The following is a 16,995-nucleotide window of genomic DNA, read 5'->3' on the forward strand; positions in this document are numbered from 1 at the left end:
TCAGAACACAGCGTGATCGCCGAGGTCCGCACTAACCTCACCTAAAACCAACCGTGCGTAATGTTCTTCGATCCGGTCCGTCCCGAACTCTGGCGTGGCATCAGCATCATACTCCCCAAGCACCGCATCCCAGACCAGCATCGACTCGGTCGCGTAGTACCGCCCGATCCGCGCAAGCTCGGCCTTGTCCGCCGCCTTGGCACTGACGAGGCCCGCAACCGACAAACCCCCGACAATCGCGCGCATCATGCCCACCGGCACGTGCCGAAACTGCGGTGACTGGCCTGTCGCCGCAAAAAGCGCCTCCCCCAGCGCGCGGGCGGTCATGGCGGGTCCCGGGCCACCGATGGGGAGTACCTTGTTGCGCATCTCCGGCTCCGTCACCGTAAGCGCCAGATACCTGCCCAGATCGCGGTCGCTGATCGGCTTGCACGCCGTCAGCGTCCCATCGCCAAAGAGCAGAAACGGCTTGCCCGCCTGCACCCGCGCCAACTGGCCGGAGAGCGATTTGAAATAAGCGGTGGGACGCACGATGCTGTGGCTCAAAGGACTCGCTTGCAACGCTGCCTCGAAGGCCAGCTTGGCGTGCTGAAAGGCGAGCCGGGGCTTTTGCACGCAGAGCGCCGAGAGCAGGACGAAGTGCCGAATGCCCGCCGCCTCCGCCGCCGCGAGGATGTTGAGATGCGCGGCATGGTCGATGGCCCACGCGTCCTTAGGCGCGCCCGTGCGGGAGGCGAGGCAGGACAGGGCGGCAGTGTAGCGATCCTCCGGGCGGAGCGCCCGCAAAAGCGCTTCGGCCGAAGTGACATCGACCGCGCGGACCTCAACGCCCGCGGGCACTCCCTCAGGCACACTCCGCCCCAGCACGAGAACCTCGTGCCCGGCGTCGATCAACGCCGACAACGTCGCCCGGCCAATCGTGCCGGTTGCCCCGAAAAGCGCCACCCGCTGCGCTTGCGCCTCGTGCATGGCTGCTGCCCTCCCCTGCCCGATTGACGCACGTGGGCAGCGTGGTAGCAACAGACAAACGCCAGATTACCAGACCAGACCTATGTCCAAGAACGCACAAGGGGCGCTGTTCGCGCTCGTGGCCTTTGGCCTCTTTTCCACGCACGATGTCTTTATCAAGGTGCTGGGGGGGTCTTATTCCCCGATCCAGATCATCTTTTTCAGCGTGCTGCTCAGCTTTCCGCTGGTGACGCTGATGTTGGTGCGGGACACGACGTCCGGCACGCTGATCCCGCGGCACCCGTGGTGGTCGGCGATCCGCACCTTTGCCGCGCTGATCACCGGGATTTGCGCGTTCTATGCGTTCTCCGTCCTGCCGCTGGCGGAGGTCTATGCGATCCTCTTCGCCTCCCCGCTGCTGATCACCCTGCTGTCGATCCCGATCCTGGGCGAAGACGTGCGGCTGCGGCGCGGGCTGGCGGTGCTGGTGGGGCTGGTCGGCGTTCTGATCGTGCTGCGCCCGGGCCAGACCGAGCTGACGCTGGGCCACGCAGCCGCCCTCTGCTGCGCCGTCTTCAGCGCGCTCGCCTCGGTGATCGTGCGCAAGATCGGGAATGAAGAGCGCTCGGTCGTGCTCTTGATCTACCCGATGCTGGCGAGCTTTATCTGCATGGGGATCGCGCTGCCGTTTGTCTACGAGCCGATGCCGCTCCGGGACATGGGTTTTCTGGCGCTGATCGCGGTCTTTGCCCACGTGGCGATGCGATTCGTGATCAAGGCATACCAGACCGGTGAGGCGGCGATCGTCGCGCCGATGCAGTATTCGCAGATCATCTGGGCGACGGCGTTTGGCATGCTCTTCTTCGGCGAAACGCCAGACCTCTGGACGGCGATTGGCGCGGCGGTGATCATCGCGTCGGGCATCTATATCGTGTTGCGCGAAAGCAAGCCGGGCCTTTCCGAGAACACGCCCGTGCTCAACACCCGCTCGCGCCCGGAGACCGGCACACACCCGCGCGTGGGGAGCATTCTTGAACAGCAGAACGAGGCGTCACAAGGGGTTGCCAAGCCCCCTGCCACGGAGTAGTTCGCGTCTGTCGGAGTGTAGCTCAGCCTGGTAGAGCACTGTCTTCGGGAGGCAGGGGTCGTGAGTTCGAATCTCGCCACTCCGACCATTCAGTCAACGATATGATCGTAGAGTCGCGCCGGCAAATGTCCGTCAGGTCGCGGCAACCGGCAGCGTAAGCGTCGCGCGGAAGGTATGGCCCTGGTCGTCGACCTCCACGGTGGCGCCGAGCATCCCGGTAAAGAGGTCCATGATCCGCGTTCCCATCCCGCTCGAATGCGTCTTGGCCAGCTGATCGCCCCGCCCCGGCACGTGGTTCTTGACGATCACCACGATGGCCTCCTCGGTCGAGCAATCATGCACCGCGATACACGTCTCGCCATCTTCGGCCACGCCATACTTGATCGCATTGGTCAAAAGCTCGTTCATCACCACGCCCACCGCGATCACGCTGTCACTGTCGATCCTGGGCTGCGCCTCTGACGGGGTGAAGGCGAGCTCTTCCTCGGTCAGATCAAAACTCACGCGGGTCACCTCGACCAGGCGCTTGACGATGAAATCAGCCGGCATCTCGTCCGCCAGATTGTCATCCTGCAAGAGGCCATGCATGTTGGCGATGGCGCGGATGCGCGCCTCGATTCCGGTCAGGACGGGCATCACGTCGGCGGCCTCGACCGTTTCGGCGGCCGTCAACTTGCGACGCTCCATATTGAGGACGGACGAGACGATCTGCAGGCTGTTCTTGATCCGGTGGTTGGCCTCGCGCAGGAGCGCCTTGCGCGTCTCGAGCCGCAGCGTCAGGTCCTGGCGATCCTTCTCGAGGTCCGTAAGGTCCGTGATCGTGCCGTGGATGCGCGGCATCCGGTCGATTGGGTCGGTCACCGCAGCGCCCTGTACCCGGACAAACCGTTGGTCACCGGACGGGCGCAGCACTGCGCAGTCAAAGGCGCAGACCGCGCCGCGCTCACCTTCAAGCACTGCCGAGACCCATTCGTAAAAGGCCGGACGGTCCTGATCGGCGACGCGGGCGCGGAGCGCTGCGGCTGACGCGCCTGCCTCCCCCGGCGCAAAGCCAAAGATCTCATCGATGTCGCCATGCCGTTCCAGCTCGTCCGTGTCGGGGTTGAAACTGAAGTAATTGACGGCGTCCGCCGAGGCCACCAGCCGGCGGGAGGCGTCGGCCATGGACTGCGACAAGACGTTTTGAGTGACATCGCTCGACGTCTGCAAGATGGCGACCACCTCGCCGTTTTGCTTGATCGGCGCGTGTTCCATGCGCCAGTGATGCTCGGCAAACTCGCCGGTAGCCGGGTCAATGATATCAAAGCGATAAGGGCCAAGCGTGTCGGCAACGCCAGTTTGTGACACGCGCGCAACCGACTGGCGGATCGGCGCCATGGCCGCGTCTGCATCCTGGGCATCGCCGGGCGGGAAGGCTTCGAACAGGCCCTGGTTGATGACCGACCGTCCTACCGTGCCGGCCATGCGCGCATGCGCCTCGTTCTGCCACACAAGCGTCAATGCGTCGTCAGCCATAAAGATGATGGCGGCAAAAGAGACGTGCTCAAGTGTCCCGGCCGCAGCCACAACTGCGCCAAGCCCTTCTTTGATTGTCGTATCCATCATGACCGGTTCCCGTCGGTTCACGAGGCTCAGCAGCGCCTGGACCATGCTCCAGAGCAGCAGGTGAGCATTGATGACAACGCAACATAGTATGCGACGGAATGCCGCCAAGTGCGATGATTAATTTTTTTTAGTAAGTCGCGAGGCACCCCTCAGAGCCAACGCCTAATAAAAAGCAAAACATCGGCGCACCGGAATGTCAAATTTAATTGACAGCCGTCGGCCAAGCTCCGCTTACACCATCCGAATGACGTTTTTGTCGATGGCCAGCATGTAGCCCTTGCGGGTAATGTTCTTGACCAGAAGCTCGGAGATCATCTGGTTGCCCAGCGTGTCCCGCAGCCGCTTGATGCGCGTTGCGCCCGCCGCCTCCTCGCAATCGCTTTCGGGCTTGCCGCTGATCACCGCCTCGATCTGCGCGCCGGTCAGCATGTCGTCATCCATCCGCGCCTCTGCGAGCACCGACAGCGTGTCGATGGCCGCCTCGGTCAGCTTGAACCCCATATTGTTGAGATAGACCGTCTTTTCCTCCCGGCTGATCAGGAGCGAGGAGACCTGGATGCCCGCATGCTCGATCTCGGCCATGCGGCGGTTGAGCTGCGTCAGCGTCACCAGAAACACCAGCGTCGCGATGAGCAGCGCCGTGGCAAAGACGAGGAGCACGAACAGCATCACGCGGTAGCTCGCCAGCGTGTCCGCAAAGGCCGTCCCGGACTGGGCCAGCACCTCGAGCAACTTGACCTCGGCCTGGCTGGTCAGATCGTCGTTCTCGACAAAGAGCCGCTCGACCTTGGCGTTGAACGCGTTGGCGTCCGGCAGTGTCAGAAACAGGAAAAGCGCGGTCAGCCCGAGAATCAGGACAATCGCGGCGATGCCAAAGCCGACGATGCGCGTGCCTGACCGCCGAGCGTCAGTAGCGGAGGTAGTGAGGTCCGGCATTGTCTCTCATCTGGTCAGTGGGCGTCTGGCGCTGCGCGGAAAGCACCGTCAGCAGCGACCATCCGGCCGTCTCGAGGCGCGCCGTGGCACGGGCGCGCGCGCGGTCCGCGGACTGGCAGGCAGCATCGCCAAGCTCGAGTACACCATAGTGCAGCTGCAAGGGCGCGTCGCGCTTGGCCTTGTACTCGACATAACAAGCTGCCTGCGCGGCACTGCCAAGGGCGAGAAGGGCGATCGTCAGGAAAAGGCGTCTCATACCGGCGAGACTGCGCGCTTGGCCCCGGTTTTTCAATAACAAGCGCCGCTGAGCAGGGAGGTTATCCGATAGCAGGGGGCGGTTATTGCGTGGCTTTGCGCAGGGCGGCCAGCCTTGGAACATCCCGTTCGGACCTGACCGGCGGGCACCTGACCCAAGATGGAGACCTGACCCATGAGACGCTTTTTTCCCCGCAAACTGCTGACCCTCTGCACCGCTGCCGCCGTCGCACTGACCGGCCTGCAGGTGACGCCCGCCCAAGCCGAGATCACGCGGGACGAATGGGCGCGCATCCTCGCAGGCGCGGCGACCGTCGTGATCCTCGGCGCCGCGCTCGACAACGCGCACAAGCAGCAGAAAAGGGAAAAGAAGAAAGACAAGCCGAAGAAAAAGCAGGTCTATCACAAGCCCGCCCCCAAGGCGCAGAGCCACCACTGGAACAAGCACGGCTACCAGCCGCCGCGCCACACACATACACAGCACGCGCACCTGCCGCGCCACTGTGTGATGTATGTGCCCAAGCGCCACGGCGGTGAGTACCGCACGCTCAGCCGGCACTGCCTCAAGCGGCACTACCCAAACGTGCGTGCCCTGCCGAAGGTGTGCCGCGAGTCGGTCAAGCTGCACGGCGACTGGCGCGCCGCTTTCAAAATCCGCTGTCTCAAGGACAAGGGCTACCGCCTCGCCCGCTACTGACCCGTTTCGAGCAGCAGAGGCTCCCTCAGAGGGCCTCGCACGGGGGGAGCGTTCTTCGGAGCGCTCCCTTTTGCCTTGTGCTTGCACGCGCGCTGCGCTTTGCCCCGGGCCATGGACGGACCCGACTTTACCCTCGAAGAGGCCGCAGGCGCGCGCCATGGCGTGATCGTGGCCGGTGTGGATGAAGTCGGGCGCGGCCCACTCGCCGGCCCGGTCTATGCCGCCGCCGTGGTGCTGGACCCCGCGCTCATTCCTCCTGGGCTCGACGACAGCAAAAAGCTCACCGCCGCCAAACGCGCCGCGCTGCACGATGCGATCTGCGAGATGGCGGTTGTCAGCGTCGCCTCCGCCACCGTCGAGGAGATCGACACGCTCAACATCCTGCGCGCCTCGCACCTCGCGATGTGCCGCGCCGTCGCCGGTCTGCCGCACATGCCCCGTCTGGCGCTCGTCGACGGCAACCTCTTGCCCGCCGATCTGCCCTGCGCAGGCCAGGCCGTGATCAAGGGCGATGGGCTTTCCTTGTCCATCGCGGCGGCCTCAATTGTGGCCAAATTCCGGCGCGATTGTGTCATGCAGGACTTGGCGCAACACTACCCCGATTATGGGTGGCAGACGAACATGGGATACCCGTCAAAAAGCCACAGGTCCGCGTTGCAAAAATACGGCGTGACCCCATACCATAGACGCAGTTTCAAGCCGGTCCACAACATCTTGTATCAAGATAAAAACCAAAGCGATTAGCCGAAATTAGATTTTGACTGGGATTCGCGGTCCCGACATCTTGGCCTCAACTCAAGAGCGCATAAGCGCCGAGACGAGGCAGGCAGACGAGATGATCAAAGAGAAGAGCGCCGCGGCGCTCCCGTTAAACACGATTCTGGATGGTGATTGCATCGACCAGATGGCAAAGCTTCCCGAGAATTCGGTGGACCTCATCTTTGCCGACCCGCCCTACAATCTGCAGCTGAAAGGCGAGCTGCACCGCCCCGACAATTCGCGTGTGGATGCGGTGGACGATGCCTGGGACCAGTTCGCGAGCTTTGCCGCATACGACCGGTTCACCAAGGCGTGGCTCGCCGCCGCGCGGCGCATCCTCAAGCCCACCGGCGCAATCTGGGTGATCGGGTCCTACCACAACATCTTCCGCGTCGGCGCCGCCTTGCAGGATCAGGGTTACTGGATCCTCAACGACGTCGTCTGGCGCAAATCCAACCCCATGCCGAACTTTCGCGGCAAGCGCCTGACCAACGCCCACGAGACGATGATCTGGGCCTCCAAGTCAGAAGGCGCAAAGTACACGTTCAACTACGAGGCTCTGAAGGCCCTCAACGAGGGCATCCAGATGCGCTCGGACTGGGTCCTGCCGATCTGCAACGGGCACGAGCGGATCAAAGACGCTGACGGCAACAAGGCGCATCCGACGCAGAAACCCGAGAGCCTCCTGCACCGGGTGCTGGTGGGCGCGACGAACCCCGGCGACGTGGTGCTCGACCCTTTCTTTGGCTCCGGCACAACCGGCGCGGTGGCCAAGATGCTGGGCCGCAACTTCATCGGGATCGAGCGCGAGGAGGCATATCGCAAGATCGCCAAGCGCCGGATCGCCAACGTCCGCAAGTTCGACGCGAGCGCCTTGCAGGTCTCGACCTCGAAACGCGCCGAGCCGCGCATTCCCTTTGGCCAGCTGGTCGAGCGCGGAATGCTCCGCCCCGGCGAGATGCTCACCAACCCCCGCGGCCAGATGGCCAAGGTGCGCGCCGACGGCACGCTCGTGGGCGACGACATCAAGGGGTCGATCCACCAGGTCGGCGCCGCGCTCGAAGGCGCGCCTAGCTGCAACGGCTGGACCTACTGGCATTTCAAACGCGACGGCAAGACCGTGTCGATCGATGTGCTGCGCCAGCAGCTGAGGGCGGAGTTGCAAGAACGCCCGCACTGACAAACGCGTAAAAGGCCGCCCCGGCCACACACCCACAGAATTCGAACACCGCCAGTGTCCGAGGCGAGCAAACTCCCCGGACACTCACCTCTACCCCGCCAGCCCCCTGGCGGGGTTTTTTCGTCTGGCGGATGCCCGGCAAACCCGTAGGGTCGCGCCCATGGATGTGCGCGCGCTTTTGATGGGGATGACCTTTGCCCTGATCTGGTCCTCGGCCTTTACCTCGGCGCGGGTGATCGTGGCGGACGCGCCGCCCATCGGCTCGCTCGCGCTGCGGTTCCTGATCTCGGGGCTACTGGCGCTTTTGATTGCGCGCGCGCTGGGTCAGGGCTTTCGCCTGACGCGAGGCCAGTGGCGCGCGACGTTCATCTTTGGCCTGTGCCAGAACACGATCTACCTTGGGCTCAACTTTTACGCGATGCAGACGGTGGAGGCATCGGTCGCCTCGATCATCGCCTCGACGATGCCGCTGATGGTGGCGGTGGCTGGCGTCACGGTGTTCCGCGAGCGGCTGTCGCCTTTGGCGGCGGTGGGTCTGATCGCAGGGTTCGGAGGCGTGGCGCTGATCATGGGCGGGCGCCTCGACACGTCGCTTGATGTGACCGGCGTGGCGCTCTGCTTTGTCGCCTCCGCCGCGCTGACGGTGGCGACTCTTTCGGTGCGTGGCGCCTCGTCGGGCGGCAACCTGCTGGTCGTGGTCGGCTACCAGATGCTGGTCGGGGCGGCGATGCTGGCAGTGATTTCCCTCGCCTTCGAGAGCTTTGAGGTTCGCATGACCTGGCCGCTGGTGATCGCGTTCGTCTACACGACGCTCATGCCCGGCCTCGCCGCGACCTGGGTGTGGTTCGTGCTCGTCAACCGGATCGGCGCGGTGAAGGCCGCCACGTTTCACTTCCTCAACCCGTTCTTCGGCGTCGCCATCGCCTGGGCTCTGCTGGGCGAGCGCCTCACGCTCTACGACGTGATCGGCGTCGCGATCATCGCCGCGGGTATCCTCGCCGTCCAGCTGTCGAAAACGCGGCCTGCGTAACTCGGGCGACCTTAAACTTGGTGCATTCAAAACGGGATTTCACGCGCCGTCCCGAGGGGTGGCGCAATCGCGCCGCCCCATGGGGGCGGGACGGCGCGGCCTGACAGTGCCTGTCAGGCGGGCGCTTTAGTTAAGTCCGATGTGCGTCAGGTTTGAAGTCGCCAGCCTAGCCAATCGAAGTACGCACGCCGCCGGTCTGACCACGATCCAACAGCAGGTGGTCGAGGATCACGCAGGCCATCATCGCCTCGCCCACTGGCACCGCGCGGATGCCGACGCAGGGGTCGTGGCGGCCTTTGGTGATGATGTCGGTCTCCTGTCCACCGGTCGTGACGGTCTTGCGGGGCGTGAGGATCGAGGACGTCGGTTTCACCGCGAAGCGCACGACCACGTCCTGCCCGGTCGAGATGCCGCCCAGGATGCCGCCTGCGTGGTTGGAGCTGTAGACCGGGCCGTCCGGTCCCATCGTGATCTCGTCCGCGTTGGCGGAGCCTGTGAGGGCGGCGGCGGCCATGCCGTCCCCGATCTCCACGCCCTTGACGGCGTTGATGCTCATCATCGCGGCGGCAAGATCGGTGTCGAGCTTGCCATAGATCGGCGCGCCCAGACCCGCAGGACATCCACGCGCGACGACTTCGATGACGGCGCCGACGCTGTCGCCGGACTTGCGCAAATCGTCGAGGTAGGTGGCCCAGTCCTCCGCCGCCCGTGCATCGGGCGTCCAGAAGGGGTTGCGGGCGATCTCGTCCCAGTCGAACCGGTCCCGGTCGATGCCGTGTGGACCCATCTGCACCATGTACCCGGTGATCTGCACCTCAGGCGCCAGCTTTCCCAGCGCTGCGCGCGCCAGACCACCCGCGGCCACACGCGCCGCGGTTTCGCGCGCGGACGAGCGCCCGCCTCCGCGATAGTCCCGCAACCCGTATTTCTGGTAATAGGTGATGTCGGCGTGACCGGGGCGAAACTTGCCGGCGATCTCGCTGTAATCCTTGGACCGCTGGTCGGTGTTCTCGATCATCAGCTGGACGGCGGTGCCGGTCGTCTTCCCCTCGAAAACGCCGGACAGGATGCGCACCGCGTCGGGTTCGCGCCGCTGCGTCGTATACTTGTTTTGGCCGGGTTTGCGCAGGTCGAGCCAGTGCTGCAGCATCGCCTCATCCACCTCGACACCCGGCGGGCATCCGTCAACGGTCGCCCCCAGAGCGGGACCGTGGCTCTCGCCCCAGGTGGTGACGCGAAAGAGATGTCCGTAGGTGTTCAAGCTCATCAGCGCGCCCTCCTCAGCCGCGCCGGGATACAAGCGCCGCGCCCCCTTGCCAAGCCCTGCACATGCTCCTATCCCTTGGCCCACCTCGGGGTGCTCTGCTGCAGGCAGGGCTGAGATGCCGCATGGCGAACCCGTTGAACCTGAACCGGTTAAGACCGGCGGAGGGAAGGGTCATCACAACGCCCCCTATCCGCCCGTCGCATATGGAGGATGACGCTGTGAAAGCCATCACGTTTGCCACGGGAGTTTTGCTTGCAACCCAGGTTGCCGCAGAGACGCCCGTTCTGACAGTTTACGCGCCCGACTACTTTGCGAGCGATTGGGGACCCGGTCCCGGGATCGAGGCGGCGTTCGAAGAGGTCTGCGCCTGTGATCTGCAGTTCAAGCCGGGTGAGCTTCTTCCGCGGCTGATGCTCGAGGGAAGCCGGACGGAGGCGGACATCGCCATCGGCTTTAACTCGGATGTGTCGAAACGCGCGCGCGAGTCGGGGCTCTTTGCCGAGCATGGCGTGGACACCAGCGGGCTGACGTTACCAGCTGGCGCGAACTGGTCGGACGACACGTTCCTGCCGTTCAACTATGGCCATACGGCGTTCATCTACGACACGACGCGCACGGACGCTGTACCGTCGACGTTTGAAGAGCTGGCGGCCTCGGACGCCTCCATCGTGATCCAGGACCCGCGGTCTTCGATCTCGGGGCTGGCGCTCGTGCTGTGGGTGAAGGCGGTCTACGGCGAGGAGGCGGAGGCCTTTTGGGAGCGGCTCTCCCCGCGTGTGCTGACGGTGACTAAGGGGTGGTCGGAGAGCTACGGCCTCTTCACCGACGGCGAGGCGGACATGGTGCTGAGCTACACAACGTCACCCGCCTACCACATCGTCGCCGAGGAAGATGAGACCAAGAAGGCCGCCATCTTTGACGAGGGGCACTACTTTATGGTCGAGACGGTGGCGAAGCTAGCGGGCACCGATCAGCCTGAACTGGCGGACATGTTCATGCAGTTCGTGCTGTCGGAGACGTTCCAGGAGATGATCCCGACGTCGAACTGGTCCTTCCCCGCCGCGTTGCCGCGGGATCAGTGGCCGGAGGTGTTCCAGACCCTGCCCGCACCGACGGAGGACAAGGTGATCTTTTACTCCGAGGATGAGGCGGCAGCGCTGCGCGAGACCGCGATCGAGGAATGGCGCCGCGCGCTCTCCAGATAATTGCGGCGGGCACCGTCCTTGCGGCGGTGCTCGTGCCTTTGGGGGCCGTGATGTGGCGGGCCGAGGGCTGGGGCCGGTTCGGTCCAGGTGACTGGGCGGCGCTGCGGTTCACGCTTTGGCAGGCGGCGTTGTCGGCGGCGCTGAGTGTGGCTTTGGCCGTTCCGGTCGCGCGCGCTTTGGCAAGGCGGGTGTTTCCGGGACGGGCGGTGTTGATCACCCTCCTCGGGGCGCCGTTCATCCTGCCGACCATCGTGGCGATCTTTGGCCTGCTCGCCGTCTTTGGACAACAGGGGCTGGTGAGCCAGGTGTTGGGGCTCTTTGGCCTACCGCCGATGCAGATCTATGGCTGGCACGGGGTGATCCTGGCGCATGTGTTCTTTAACCTGCCGCTGGCGACGCGGCTGATCCTGCAAGGGTGGCTCGCGGTGCCGGCCGAGCATCTGCGGCTGAGTGCGCAGCTGGGGCTGGGTGCGCGCGCGCGTTGGCAGGTGATCGAGGCGCCGATGTTGCGGGCGGTCGCGCCGGGGGCGTTTGTGGTGATCTTTGTGATCTGCATGTCCTCCTTTGCCGTGGCCTTGACGCTGGGCGGAGGGCCCCGGGCCACGACGCTGGAGCTGGCGATCTATCAGGCGTTCCGGTTCGAGTTCGATCTGGGCCGCGCGGCTTTGCTGTCCCTGGTGCAATTGGTCGTGGCCGGAGGGGCCGCCGCGTTTGCGCTCTGGTGGGGCGTCTCGTCCGGCTTTTCAGCCGGCCTCGACAGGTCCATCGCGTTGCCCGGAGGCAGGCGATGGCTCGACGCGCTTTGGATCGTGCTGGCGGCTGCGTTTCTGCTTGTTCCCCTTGGCGTCGTTTTTGCCCGCGGCATTGGTGGTATGTTGAGCCTGCCGCCGGAGGTCTGGCATGCGGCGGGGCATTCGCTGACGGTGGCGCTGGGGTCGACGGCGTTGACGCTGGCGCTGGCGCTGTGCCTGCTTGGACGGCTGGGTGAAGGCGTGTCGCTGCTCGGGATCGCGATTTCGCCGCTGGTGCTCGGGACTGGGCTCTTTGTGCTGCTGCAACCGTTTGTGCGGCCGTTCGACTTTGCTTTGGTGGTCACGGCGGGAGTGAACGCGCTGATGGCGCTGCCGTTTGTTCTACGCATTCTGCGGCCGGAAGCGGAGCAGATCACGGCAGACTTTACGCGCCTTTCGCAGGGCCTTGGCCTTACGCGGCGGGCTTGGTGGCGCTGGGTGATGCTGCCGCGTCTGCGGCGTCCACTGGGTTTCTCCGCAGGGCTGACGGCGGCGCTGACGATGGGGGACCTCGGGGTCATCGCGCTTTTTGCCGATCCCGACCGCGCGACGCTGCCGCTGATGATGTACCGCCTTATGGGGTCTTACCGGATGGAAGACGCCGCCGCCGCCGCGGTGCTACTGCTGATGCTGTCGCTGGGGCTGTTCTGGCTATGTGATCGGGGAGGACGGGCGCGTGCTTGAGTTTCGGGACGTGACGATCCGCGCGGGGGACTTTGCGCTGCGTGCAGACTGGAGGCTGGAGGCCGGGCAGGTGTGCGCGGTCATCGGGCCATCGGGCGCGGGCAAGTCGACGCTGCTCGGCGCACTGGCCGGCTTTGCCGATGTGACTGAGGGCGACATCCGTTGGGAGGGTGCGCGCGTCGATCAGGCGGAGCCCGCCGCGCGGCCTGTGGCGATGCTGTTCCAGGACAACAACCTGTTCCCGCACCTGACGGCGTTCCAGAACCTGGCCCTGGCGGCCACGGGGTCGGGACGCGTGCCGCGCAGCTTGCAGGGGCGTCTCGAGGCGGCGCTGGCGGACGTCGGGCTGCCGGGCCTCGGGGACCGCAAACCCGCCGCGCTGTCGGGCGGGCAGCAGGCGCGGGTGGCGCTGGCGCGGGTGCTTTTGCAGGACAAGCCGGTGCTCTTGCTCGATGAGCCCTTTGCCGGGCTTGGACCGGCGCTCAAGGACGAGATGTTGGACATGGTCGCGCAAGTTGCGCGGACGCATGGCAAGACGGTGCTGATGGTCACACATGACCCGGCGGACGCGCGGCGGATCGCGCCTGTGACCAGCGTTGTGGTGGAGGGTGTGGCGGAGGCGCCTGCGCCGACGGATACCGTGCTGGACGCGCCGCCCGAGGCTCTGGCACGCTACCTCGGAACCGCGCGCCGGTAGACCCCGAATGGCGGGCGAAGAAAAACCCCCGGTTGCATGGCGCCGGGGGTTTTCATGTTTCGTCAGATCGGGGCGGGTTACTCGCCCTTTTTCACCCGCGCCTTCACCGGCGCCCAGAGGCGCTTGTTGGTGAAGTAGAGCAGCACGGCCAGCACCGTCAGGAAGAGCACGCCGGTGAGGCCCGCTTGCTTGCGCGCCATCATCTTGGGCTCTGCGGTCCACATCAGGAACGCGGCGAGGTCCTTGGCTTGCGCCTCGATCGTGTTGGGGGCGCCGTCGTCGAACTCGACGTCTTCACCCCAGAGCGGCGGCGCCATCGAGATCCAGCCACCCGGGAAGGCGGTGTTCTCGTAGAGGATGGTGCCGGCCTCTTCCTTTTCCTCGCCCGTGTAGCCGGTCAGGAGGGAGGCGATGTATTCCGCGCCGCCCATCCCCTGGAGGAACTGGTTGATGCCGAGGCCGTAGGGACCGTGGAAGCCTGCGCGTGCCTTCGCCATGAGGCTGAGATCGGGTGCGCCTGCGCTTTCGACAGCCGGAAAGTGGTCGTTCGGCGCGGCGGGACGGAAGTCGTCCAGCTCGGCGTCATACACTTCAAAGTTGTCGGCAGCGTACTGGCGCACCTGCGCTTCGGTGAAGCCCGGGCCGCCTTCGTCCGCGAGCGTGCGCAGCGGCACGTACTGCAGACCGTGGCAGGCGGCACAGACCTGGGTGTAGACCTTGAGCCCGCGCTGGAGCTGGTTCTGGTCGAACGACCCGGTGAGCCCCTCGAAGGAGAACTCGTAGTCGATGACTTTACCAGCCTTGCCAGCAGCGAGGACCGGTCCCGCTGCCAGCGACAGAGCGACGGCAGCGGCGGTGAGTTGTTTCAAAACCATCAGTGGGTCCTCTTATTCAGCCGGGGTTGCCACGGGAGCGGCACCGCCGTCGTCCTTGGACTTGCCGTAGTGGGCTTTAAAGTCCTCTTCGATGGTCTCGGGCTGCGGCAGCGGCTTCTCGATCACGCCGAGGAGCGGCAGGATCACGAGGAAGTACGCAAACCAGTAGGTCGAGCCGATCAGGGCGATGTAGGGGTAGATGCCTTCGGCCGGCATCGCGCCCACCCAGGTCAGCACCACGAAGTTCACCACGAACACCCAGAACCACCACTTGAACATCGGGCGGTAGCGGCCGGAGCGGACCGACGACGTGTCGAGCCACGGCGCCAGGGCCATCACTGCGATTGCGCCGAACATGGCGAGCACGCCGAAGAAGGTCGAGTCGACGATCCCGAAGGTGATCCAGTTGGCCGCGATCACGATCCAGACTTCACCGTCGAAGGCCCGCAGGATGGCGTAGAACGGCAGGAAGTACCATTCGGGCACGATATGTGCCGGCGTCGCCAGGGCGTTGGCCTCGATGTAGTTGTCGGGGTGGCCGAGGTAGTTCGGCATGAAGCCGACGACCGCCCAGAAGACCACCAGGATCACCACGAGGGCAAAGAGGTCCTTGATCACGAAGTACGGCCAGAACGGCAGCGTGTCCTTCTCGGCGTCCGCCTTGGAGGTGCGGCGCACTTCGACACCGGTCGGGTTGTTGTTGCCCGTGGTGTGGAACGCCCAGATGTGTACGATCACGAGGCCGAGGATCACGAAGGGCAAGAGGTAGTGCAGCGAGAAGAAGCGGTTGAGCGTGGCGTTGTCCACGGCGGGCCCGCCGAGCAGCCAGGCCTGGATCGCCTCACCCACGAACGGGATCGCACCAAAGAGGCCGGTGATCACGGTCGCGCCCCAGAAGGACATCTGACCCCAGGGCAGAACGTAGCCCATGAAGGCCGTTCCCATCATCAGCAGGTAGATCAGCATGCCGATGATCCACGTGATCTCGCGCGGCGCCTTGTAGGAGCCGTAGTAGAGACCGCGGAAGATGTGCGCATAGACCGCCACGAAGAAGAGCGAGGCGCCGTTCATGTGGATATAGCGCATCATCGCGCCGCCGTTCACGTTGCGCATGATGTGCTCGACCGAGGCAAAGGCCATGTCGACATGCGGCGTGTAGTGCATGACCAGGATGATGCCGGTCACGATCTGCATCACGAGGCAGAAAACGAGGATGATGCCCCAGATCCACATCCAGTTCAGGTTCTTGGGCGTGGGGATCATCAGTGTGTCGTAGAGAAGCCCGGCGATGGGCAGGCGCTTGTGCAGCCACTTTTCGCCCGAGGACTTCGGTTCGTAATGGTCGTGGGGAATACCACCCATGAGTGCAGTCCTTTCTTAACCGAGGAGAATGGTCGAGTCGTCGACGAAGGAGGCCGTCGGGATCGGAAGGTTTTGCGGCGCGGGCCCGCGGCGGATCCGGCCAGCCGTGTCGTAGTGCGAGCCGTGGCAGGGGCAGAACCACCCGCCGGAGCCGTCGGGGCCGACAAAGTCGCCCGCGTTGTCGATCGGAACGCAGCCGAGGTGCGTGCACACACCGGTCATCACCAGCCACTCACCCGCTTCGTCGAGCGTGCGGTTGGCATCCGACGCATCCGCGCCTTCGGCATTGGCGTTGCGCGCGACCTGGTCGGGCAAGTCCGACAGGTCGACCTCACGCGATTGTGCGATCTCGGACTCGGTGCGGCGCCGGATGAACACCGGCTTGCCGAGGAAGAGCACGCGCAGCTGGGTGCCAGGCTCGACACCAGAGATGTCCACGCGCATGGTCGACATGGCGCGCACATCCGCCGACGGGTTCATCTGATTGACCATCGGCCAAATCGCTGCGCCGGCCACGACCGCCCCTGCACCGCCCGTGGCGTAGTAGAGGAAGTCCCGGCGTGTGCCTGCGTGATCGTCTGCGTGGGACACGAGGATACTCCGTTTGTTGTATGGCCGACCGGCGGCCAGGATCGCAACGTGACGGGAATCCCGCCAGCTTCGCGCGGATGTAGCGTGCAGACCCGCCAGCGTCCAGCGGACAAACGCGCGCAGGGCTGTTGCGGATCGGTCACTGTTGCCGCAGCGCGAGAGGCCACCTATGTTTGCATCAACGCCAAACATGCGTGCTGCTCAACATGATCCGACATCTCCTTGCTTGTGCCTCCGTGGCCTCATCCGTTGTTTTCCTCTCCGCGGCGCCTGCCGTGGCAGAATTCGAGTTGGGCGTCTACAGCGGCATCCAGACCGCGCCGCATTCGCGCATCACGGGCGAGTTGCCGTCCGGCGCGGAGTTCGACGAGCTGATTGGCTGGGAAGGCCGGTCGTTCCAGATGCCGCCCTACTACGGCCTGCGCGGCACGTGGTGGACGTCGGAGACTTTGGGCTTTGGCCTCGAGTTCACGCATTCCAAGGTCTACGCGCCCGAGGACGAGGCCGAGGCGGCGGGGTTCGACAATCTCGAGTTCACCGACGGGATCAACATCCTGACGATCAACGTAATGCGCCGCTGGCCGGACCTCTGGGCGGACGGCGCGCTGACACCCTATGTGGGCGGCGGCATCGGCGTTGCGATCCCGCATGTGGACGCGGACCCCACGAACGGCGACGACACGTTCGAGTACCAGTTCACCGGCCCCGCCCTGCGCCTGACGGCGGGCATGTCCTACGATCTGAGCGAGCGGGTCGGCGTGTTCGGCGAGTACCAGTTCACGCACTCGCGCAACGAGGCCGAGCTCGAGGATGGTGGCAACCTCGAGACCAACATCAACACGAACGCGCTGAACTTCGGGATCAACCTCAAGTTCTGAGCGGTAAGGTGGGCAGATGCCCACCTTACGGTGCTGCGCCTATGGCAGACGTCCCTACACCTGATACCACACGAGCAAAAATGAAAGCGCCCGCCTGACAGGCACTGTCAGGCCGCGCCGTTCCGCCCCCTGGGGCGGCGCGATTGCG

At 64.8% G+C, this 16,995-nt stretch carries 17 protein-coding genes, 1 tRNA gene and 1 riboswitch; of the genes, 10 read left to right on the plus strand and 8 right to left on the minus strand.

Going from position 1 to position 16,995, the window contains the following annotated elements; all coding sequences use genetic code 11:
- Positions 1 to 969: an NAD(P)H-binding protein gene (locus tag ACU0B3_RS08735; RefSeq protein WP_446260461.1), complete on the minus strand. Its 969-nt coding sequence runs from the start codon at positions 967 to 969 to the stop codon at positions 1 to 3.
- 82 nt (positions 970 to 1,051) lie between these two features.
- Between ACU0B3_RS08735 and ACU0B3_RS08740 the strand changes: the two genes are divergently transcribed.
- Positions 1,052 to 2,035 carry a DMT family transporter gene (locus ACU0B3_RS08740; protein WP_446260462.1) on the plus strand — a complete coding sequence of 328 codons (984 nt, stop codon included), beginning with the start codon at positions 1,052 to 1,054 and terminating at the stop codon, positions 2,033 to 2,035.
- An 11-nt stretch (positions 2,036 to 2,046) separates the two neighbouring features.
- Positions 2,047 to 2,123 (plus strand) — tRNA-Pro (locus ACU0B3_RS08745).
- 44 nt (positions 2,124 to 2,167) lie between these two features.
- Here the strand turns inward: ACU0B3_RS08745 and ACU0B3_RS08750 are convergent.
- From ACU0B3_RS08750 to ACU0B3_RS08760, 3 genes are all read right to left on the minus strand, one after another.
- Positions 2,168 to 3,640, minus strand: coding sequence for a sensor histidine kinase (locus ACU0B3_RS08750; protein ID WP_446260463.1), 1,473 nt, complete (start codon positions 3,638 to 3,640; stop codon positions 2,168 to 2,170).
- A 231-nt stretch (positions 3,641 to 3,871) separates the two neighbouring features.
- The gene (locus ACU0B3_RS08755; RefSeq protein WP_446260464.1) at positions 3,872 to 4,576 is read right to left on the minus strand and encodes a winged helix-turn-helix domain-containing protein; all 705 of its coding nucleotides are present in this window, start codon (positions 4,574 to 4,576) and stop codon (positions 3,872 to 3,874) included.
- Positions 4,548 to 4,832: a hypothetical protein gene (locus tag ACU0B3_RS08760; protein ID WP_446260465.1), complete on the minus strand. Its 285-nt coding sequence runs from the start codon at positions 4,830 to 4,832 to the stop codon at positions 4,548 to 4,550. Before ACU0B3_RS08760 ends, ACU0B3_RS08755 begins: the two co-directional genes overlap by 29 nt.
- A gap of 174 nt (positions 4,833 to 5,006) precedes the next feature.
- Between ACU0B3_RS08760 and ACU0B3_RS08765 the strand changes: the two genes are divergently transcribed.
- The 4 genes from ACU0B3_RS08765 (at position 5,007) to ACU0B3_RS08780 (ending at position 8,497) form a co-directional block, all read left to right on the plus strand.
- On the plus strand, positions 5,007 to 5,528 hold the full coding sequence (locus tag ACU0B3_RS08765) for a hypothetical protein (RefSeq protein WP_446260466.1): 522 nt from the start codon (positions 5,007 to 5,009) through the stop codon (positions 5,526 to 5,528).
- A gap of 111 nt (positions 5,529 to 5,639) precedes the next feature.
- Complete coding sequence (locus tag ACU0B3_RS08770; RefSeq protein WP_446260467.1) at positions 5,640 to 6,272, plus strand: ribonuclease HII; 633 nt, start codon at positions 5,640 to 5,642, stop codon at positions 6,270 to 6,272.
- A 91-nt stretch (positions 6,273 to 6,363) separates the two neighbouring features.
- Positions 6,364 to 7,467 carry a DNA methyltransferase gene (locus tag ACU0B3_RS08775; RefSeq protein ID WP_446260468.1) on the plus strand — a complete coding sequence of 368 codons (1,104 nt, stop codon included), beginning with the start codon at positions 6,364 to 6,366 and terminating at the stop codon, positions 7,465 to 7,467.
- Between the two features lie 160 nt (positions 7,468 to 7,627).
- Positions 7,628 to 8,497: a DMT family transporter gene (locus ACU0B3_RS08780; RefSeq protein ID WP_446260469.1), complete on the plus strand. Its 870-nt coding sequence runs from the start codon at positions 7,628 to 7,630 to the stop codon at positions 8,495 to 8,497.
- A 166-nt stretch (positions 8,498 to 8,663) separates the two neighbouring features.
- Here the strand turns inward: ACU0B3_RS08780 and aroC are convergent, their stop codons facing one another.
- The gene (aroC, locus tag ACU0B3_RS08785) at positions 8,664 to 9,764 is read right to left on the minus strand and encodes a chorismate synthase (protein WP_446260470.1); all 1,101 of its coding nucleotides are present in this window, start codon (positions 9,762 to 9,764) and stop codon (positions 8,664 to 8,666) included.
- Positions 9,765 to 9,840: 76 nt separating this feature from the next.
- Positions 9,841 to 9,949: riboswitch (TPP riboswitch) on the plus strand.
- An 18-nt stretch (positions 9,950 to 9,967) separates the two neighbouring features.
- On the opposite strand from aroC, the gene ACU0B3_RS08790 reads away from it, so the two are divergent.
- From ACU0B3_RS08790 to ACU0B3_RS08800, 3 genes are read left to right on the plus strand one after another with little or no spacing between them, the layout of a single operon-like run.
- Positions 9,968 to 10,969 (plus strand): thiamine ABC transporter substrate-binding protein, encoded by a 1,002-nt coding sequence (locus ACU0B3_RS08790; RefSeq protein ID WP_446260471.1) that lies wholly within the window; start codon positions 9,968 to 9,970, stop codon positions 10,967 to 10,969.
- The gene (locus tag ACU0B3_RS08795; RefSeq protein ID WP_446260472.1) at positions 10,945 to 12,444 is read left to right on the plus strand and encodes a thiamine/thiamine pyrophosphate ABC transporter permease ThiP; all 1,500 of its coding nucleotides are present in this window, start codon (positions 10,945 to 10,947) and stop codon (positions 12,442 to 12,444) included. Before ACU0B3_RS08790 ends, ACU0B3_RS08795 begins: the two co-directional genes overlap by 25 nt.
- Positions 12,437 to 13,141, plus strand: a complete 705-nt coding sequence (locus ACU0B3_RS08800) for a thiamine ABC transporter ATP-binding protein (RefSeq protein WP_446260473.1) — start codon at positions 12,437 to 12,439, stop codon at positions 13,139 to 13,141. The genes ACU0B3_RS08795 and ACU0B3_RS08800 overlap by 8 nt, the downstream gene beginning before the upstream one ends.
- 77 nt (positions 13,142 to 13,218) lie before the next feature.
- On the opposite strand, the gene ACU0B3_RS08805 is transcribed toward ACU0B3_RS08800, so the two are convergent.
- Genes ACU0B3_RS08805 through petA form a run of 3 tightly spaced genes read right to left on the minus strand, consistent with a single transcriptional unit; the run spans position 13,219 to position 15,969 of the window.
- A complete protein-coding gene (locus tag ACU0B3_RS08805) occupies positions 13,219 to 14,016 on the minus strand; it encodes a cytochrome c1 (RefSeq protein ID WP_446260474.1) in 798 nt (265 codons plus the stop codon).
- Between the two features lie 12 nt (positions 14,017 to 14,028).
- Positions 14,029 to 15,378 (minus strand): cytochrome b, encoded by a 1,350-nt coding sequence (locus ACU0B3_RS08810; protein WP_446260475.1) that lies wholly within the window; start codon positions 15,376 to 15,378, stop codon positions 14,029 to 14,031.
- Between the two features lie 15 nt (positions 15,379 to 15,393).
- Positions 15,394 to 15,969, minus strand: coding sequence for a ubiquinol-cytochrome c reductase iron-sulfur subunit (petA, locus tag ACU0B3_RS08815; protein ID WP_446260476.1), 576 nt, complete (start codon positions 15,967 to 15,969; stop codon positions 15,394 to 15,396).
- A 206-nt stretch (positions 15,970 to 16,175) separates the two neighbouring features.
- On the opposite strand from petA, the gene ACU0B3_RS08820 reads away from it, so the two are divergent.
- Positions 16,176 to 16,847 (plus strand): outer membrane protein, encoded by a 672-nt coding sequence (locus ACU0B3_RS08820; protein ID WP_446260477.1) that lies wholly within the window; start codon positions 16,176 to 16,178, stop codon positions 16,845 to 16,847.
- The last annotated feature ends 148 nt before the right edge of the window (positions 16,848 to 16,995 follow it).

Source organism: Pseudaestuariivita sp., from assembly GCF_052825805.1.

What these genes read in the sequence shown, in the direction of transcription:
- ACU0B3_RS08735 (WP_446260461.1), bottom strand. Translation starts at nt 969, where the DNA reads ATGCACGAGGCGCAAGCGCAGCGGGTGGCGCTTTTCGGGGCAACCGGC.
- ACU0B3_RS08740 (WP_446260462.1), top strand. Translation starts at nt 1,052, where the DNA reads ATGTCCAAGAACGCACAAGGGGCGCTGTTCGCGCTCGTGGCCTTTGGC.
- ACU0B3_RS08750 (WP_446260463.1), bottom strand. Translation starts at nt 3,640, where the DNA reads ATGATGGATACGACAATCAAAGAAGGGCTTGGCGCAGTTGTGGCTGCG.
- ACU0B3_RS08755 (WP_446260464.1), bottom strand. Translation starts at nt 4,576, where the DNA reads ATGCCGGACCTCACTACCTCCGCTACTGACGCTCGGCGGTCAGGCACG.
- ACU0B3_RS08760 (WP_446260465.1), bottom strand. Translation starts at nt 4,832, where the DNA reads ATGAGACGCCTTTTCCTGACGATCGCCCTTCTCGCCCTTGGCAGTGCC.
- ACU0B3_RS08765 (WP_446260466.1), top strand. Translation starts at nt 5,007, where the DNA reads ATGAGACGCTTTTTTCCCCGCAAACTGCTGACCCTCTGCACCGCTGCC.
- ACU0B3_RS08770 (WP_446260467.1), top strand. Translation starts at nt 5,640, where the DNA reads ATGGACGGACCCGACTTTACCCTCGAAGAGGCCGCAGGCGCGCGCCAT.
- ACU0B3_RS08775 (WP_446260468.1), top strand. Translation starts at nt 6,364, where the DNA reads ATGATCAAAGAGAAGAGCGCCGCGGCGCTCCCGTTAAACACGATTCTG.
- ACU0B3_RS08780 (WP_446260469.1), top strand. Translation starts at nt 7,628, where the DNA reads ATGGATGTGCGCGCGCTTTTGATGGGGATGACCTTTGCCCTGATCTGG.
- aroC (WP_446260470.1), bottom strand. Translation starts at nt 9,764, where the DNA reads ATGAGCTTGAACACCTACGGACATCTCTTTCGCGTCACCACCTGGGGC.
- ACU0B3_RS08790 (WP_446260471.1), top strand. Translation starts at nt 9,968, where the DNA reads ATGGAGGATGACGCTGTGAAAGCCATCACGTTTGCCACGGGAGTTTTG.
- ACU0B3_RS08795 (WP_446260472.1), top strand. Translation starts at nt 10,945, where the DNA reads ATGGCGCCGCGCGCTCTCCAGATAATTGCGGCGGGCACCGTCCTTGCG.
- ACU0B3_RS08805 (WP_446260474.1), bottom strand. Translation starts at nt 14,016, where the DNA reads ATGGTTTTGAAACAACTCACCGCCGCTGCCGTCGCTCTGTCGCTGGCA.
- ACU0B3_RS08810 (WP_446260475.1), bottom strand. Translation starts at nt 15,378, where the DNA reads ATGGGTGGTATTCCCCACGACCATTACGAACCGAAGTCCTCGGGCGAA.
- ACU0B3_RS08820 (WP_446260477.1), top strand. Translation starts at nt 16,176, where the DNA reads ATGATCCGACATCTCCTTGCTTGTGCCTCCGTGGCCTCATCCGTTGTT.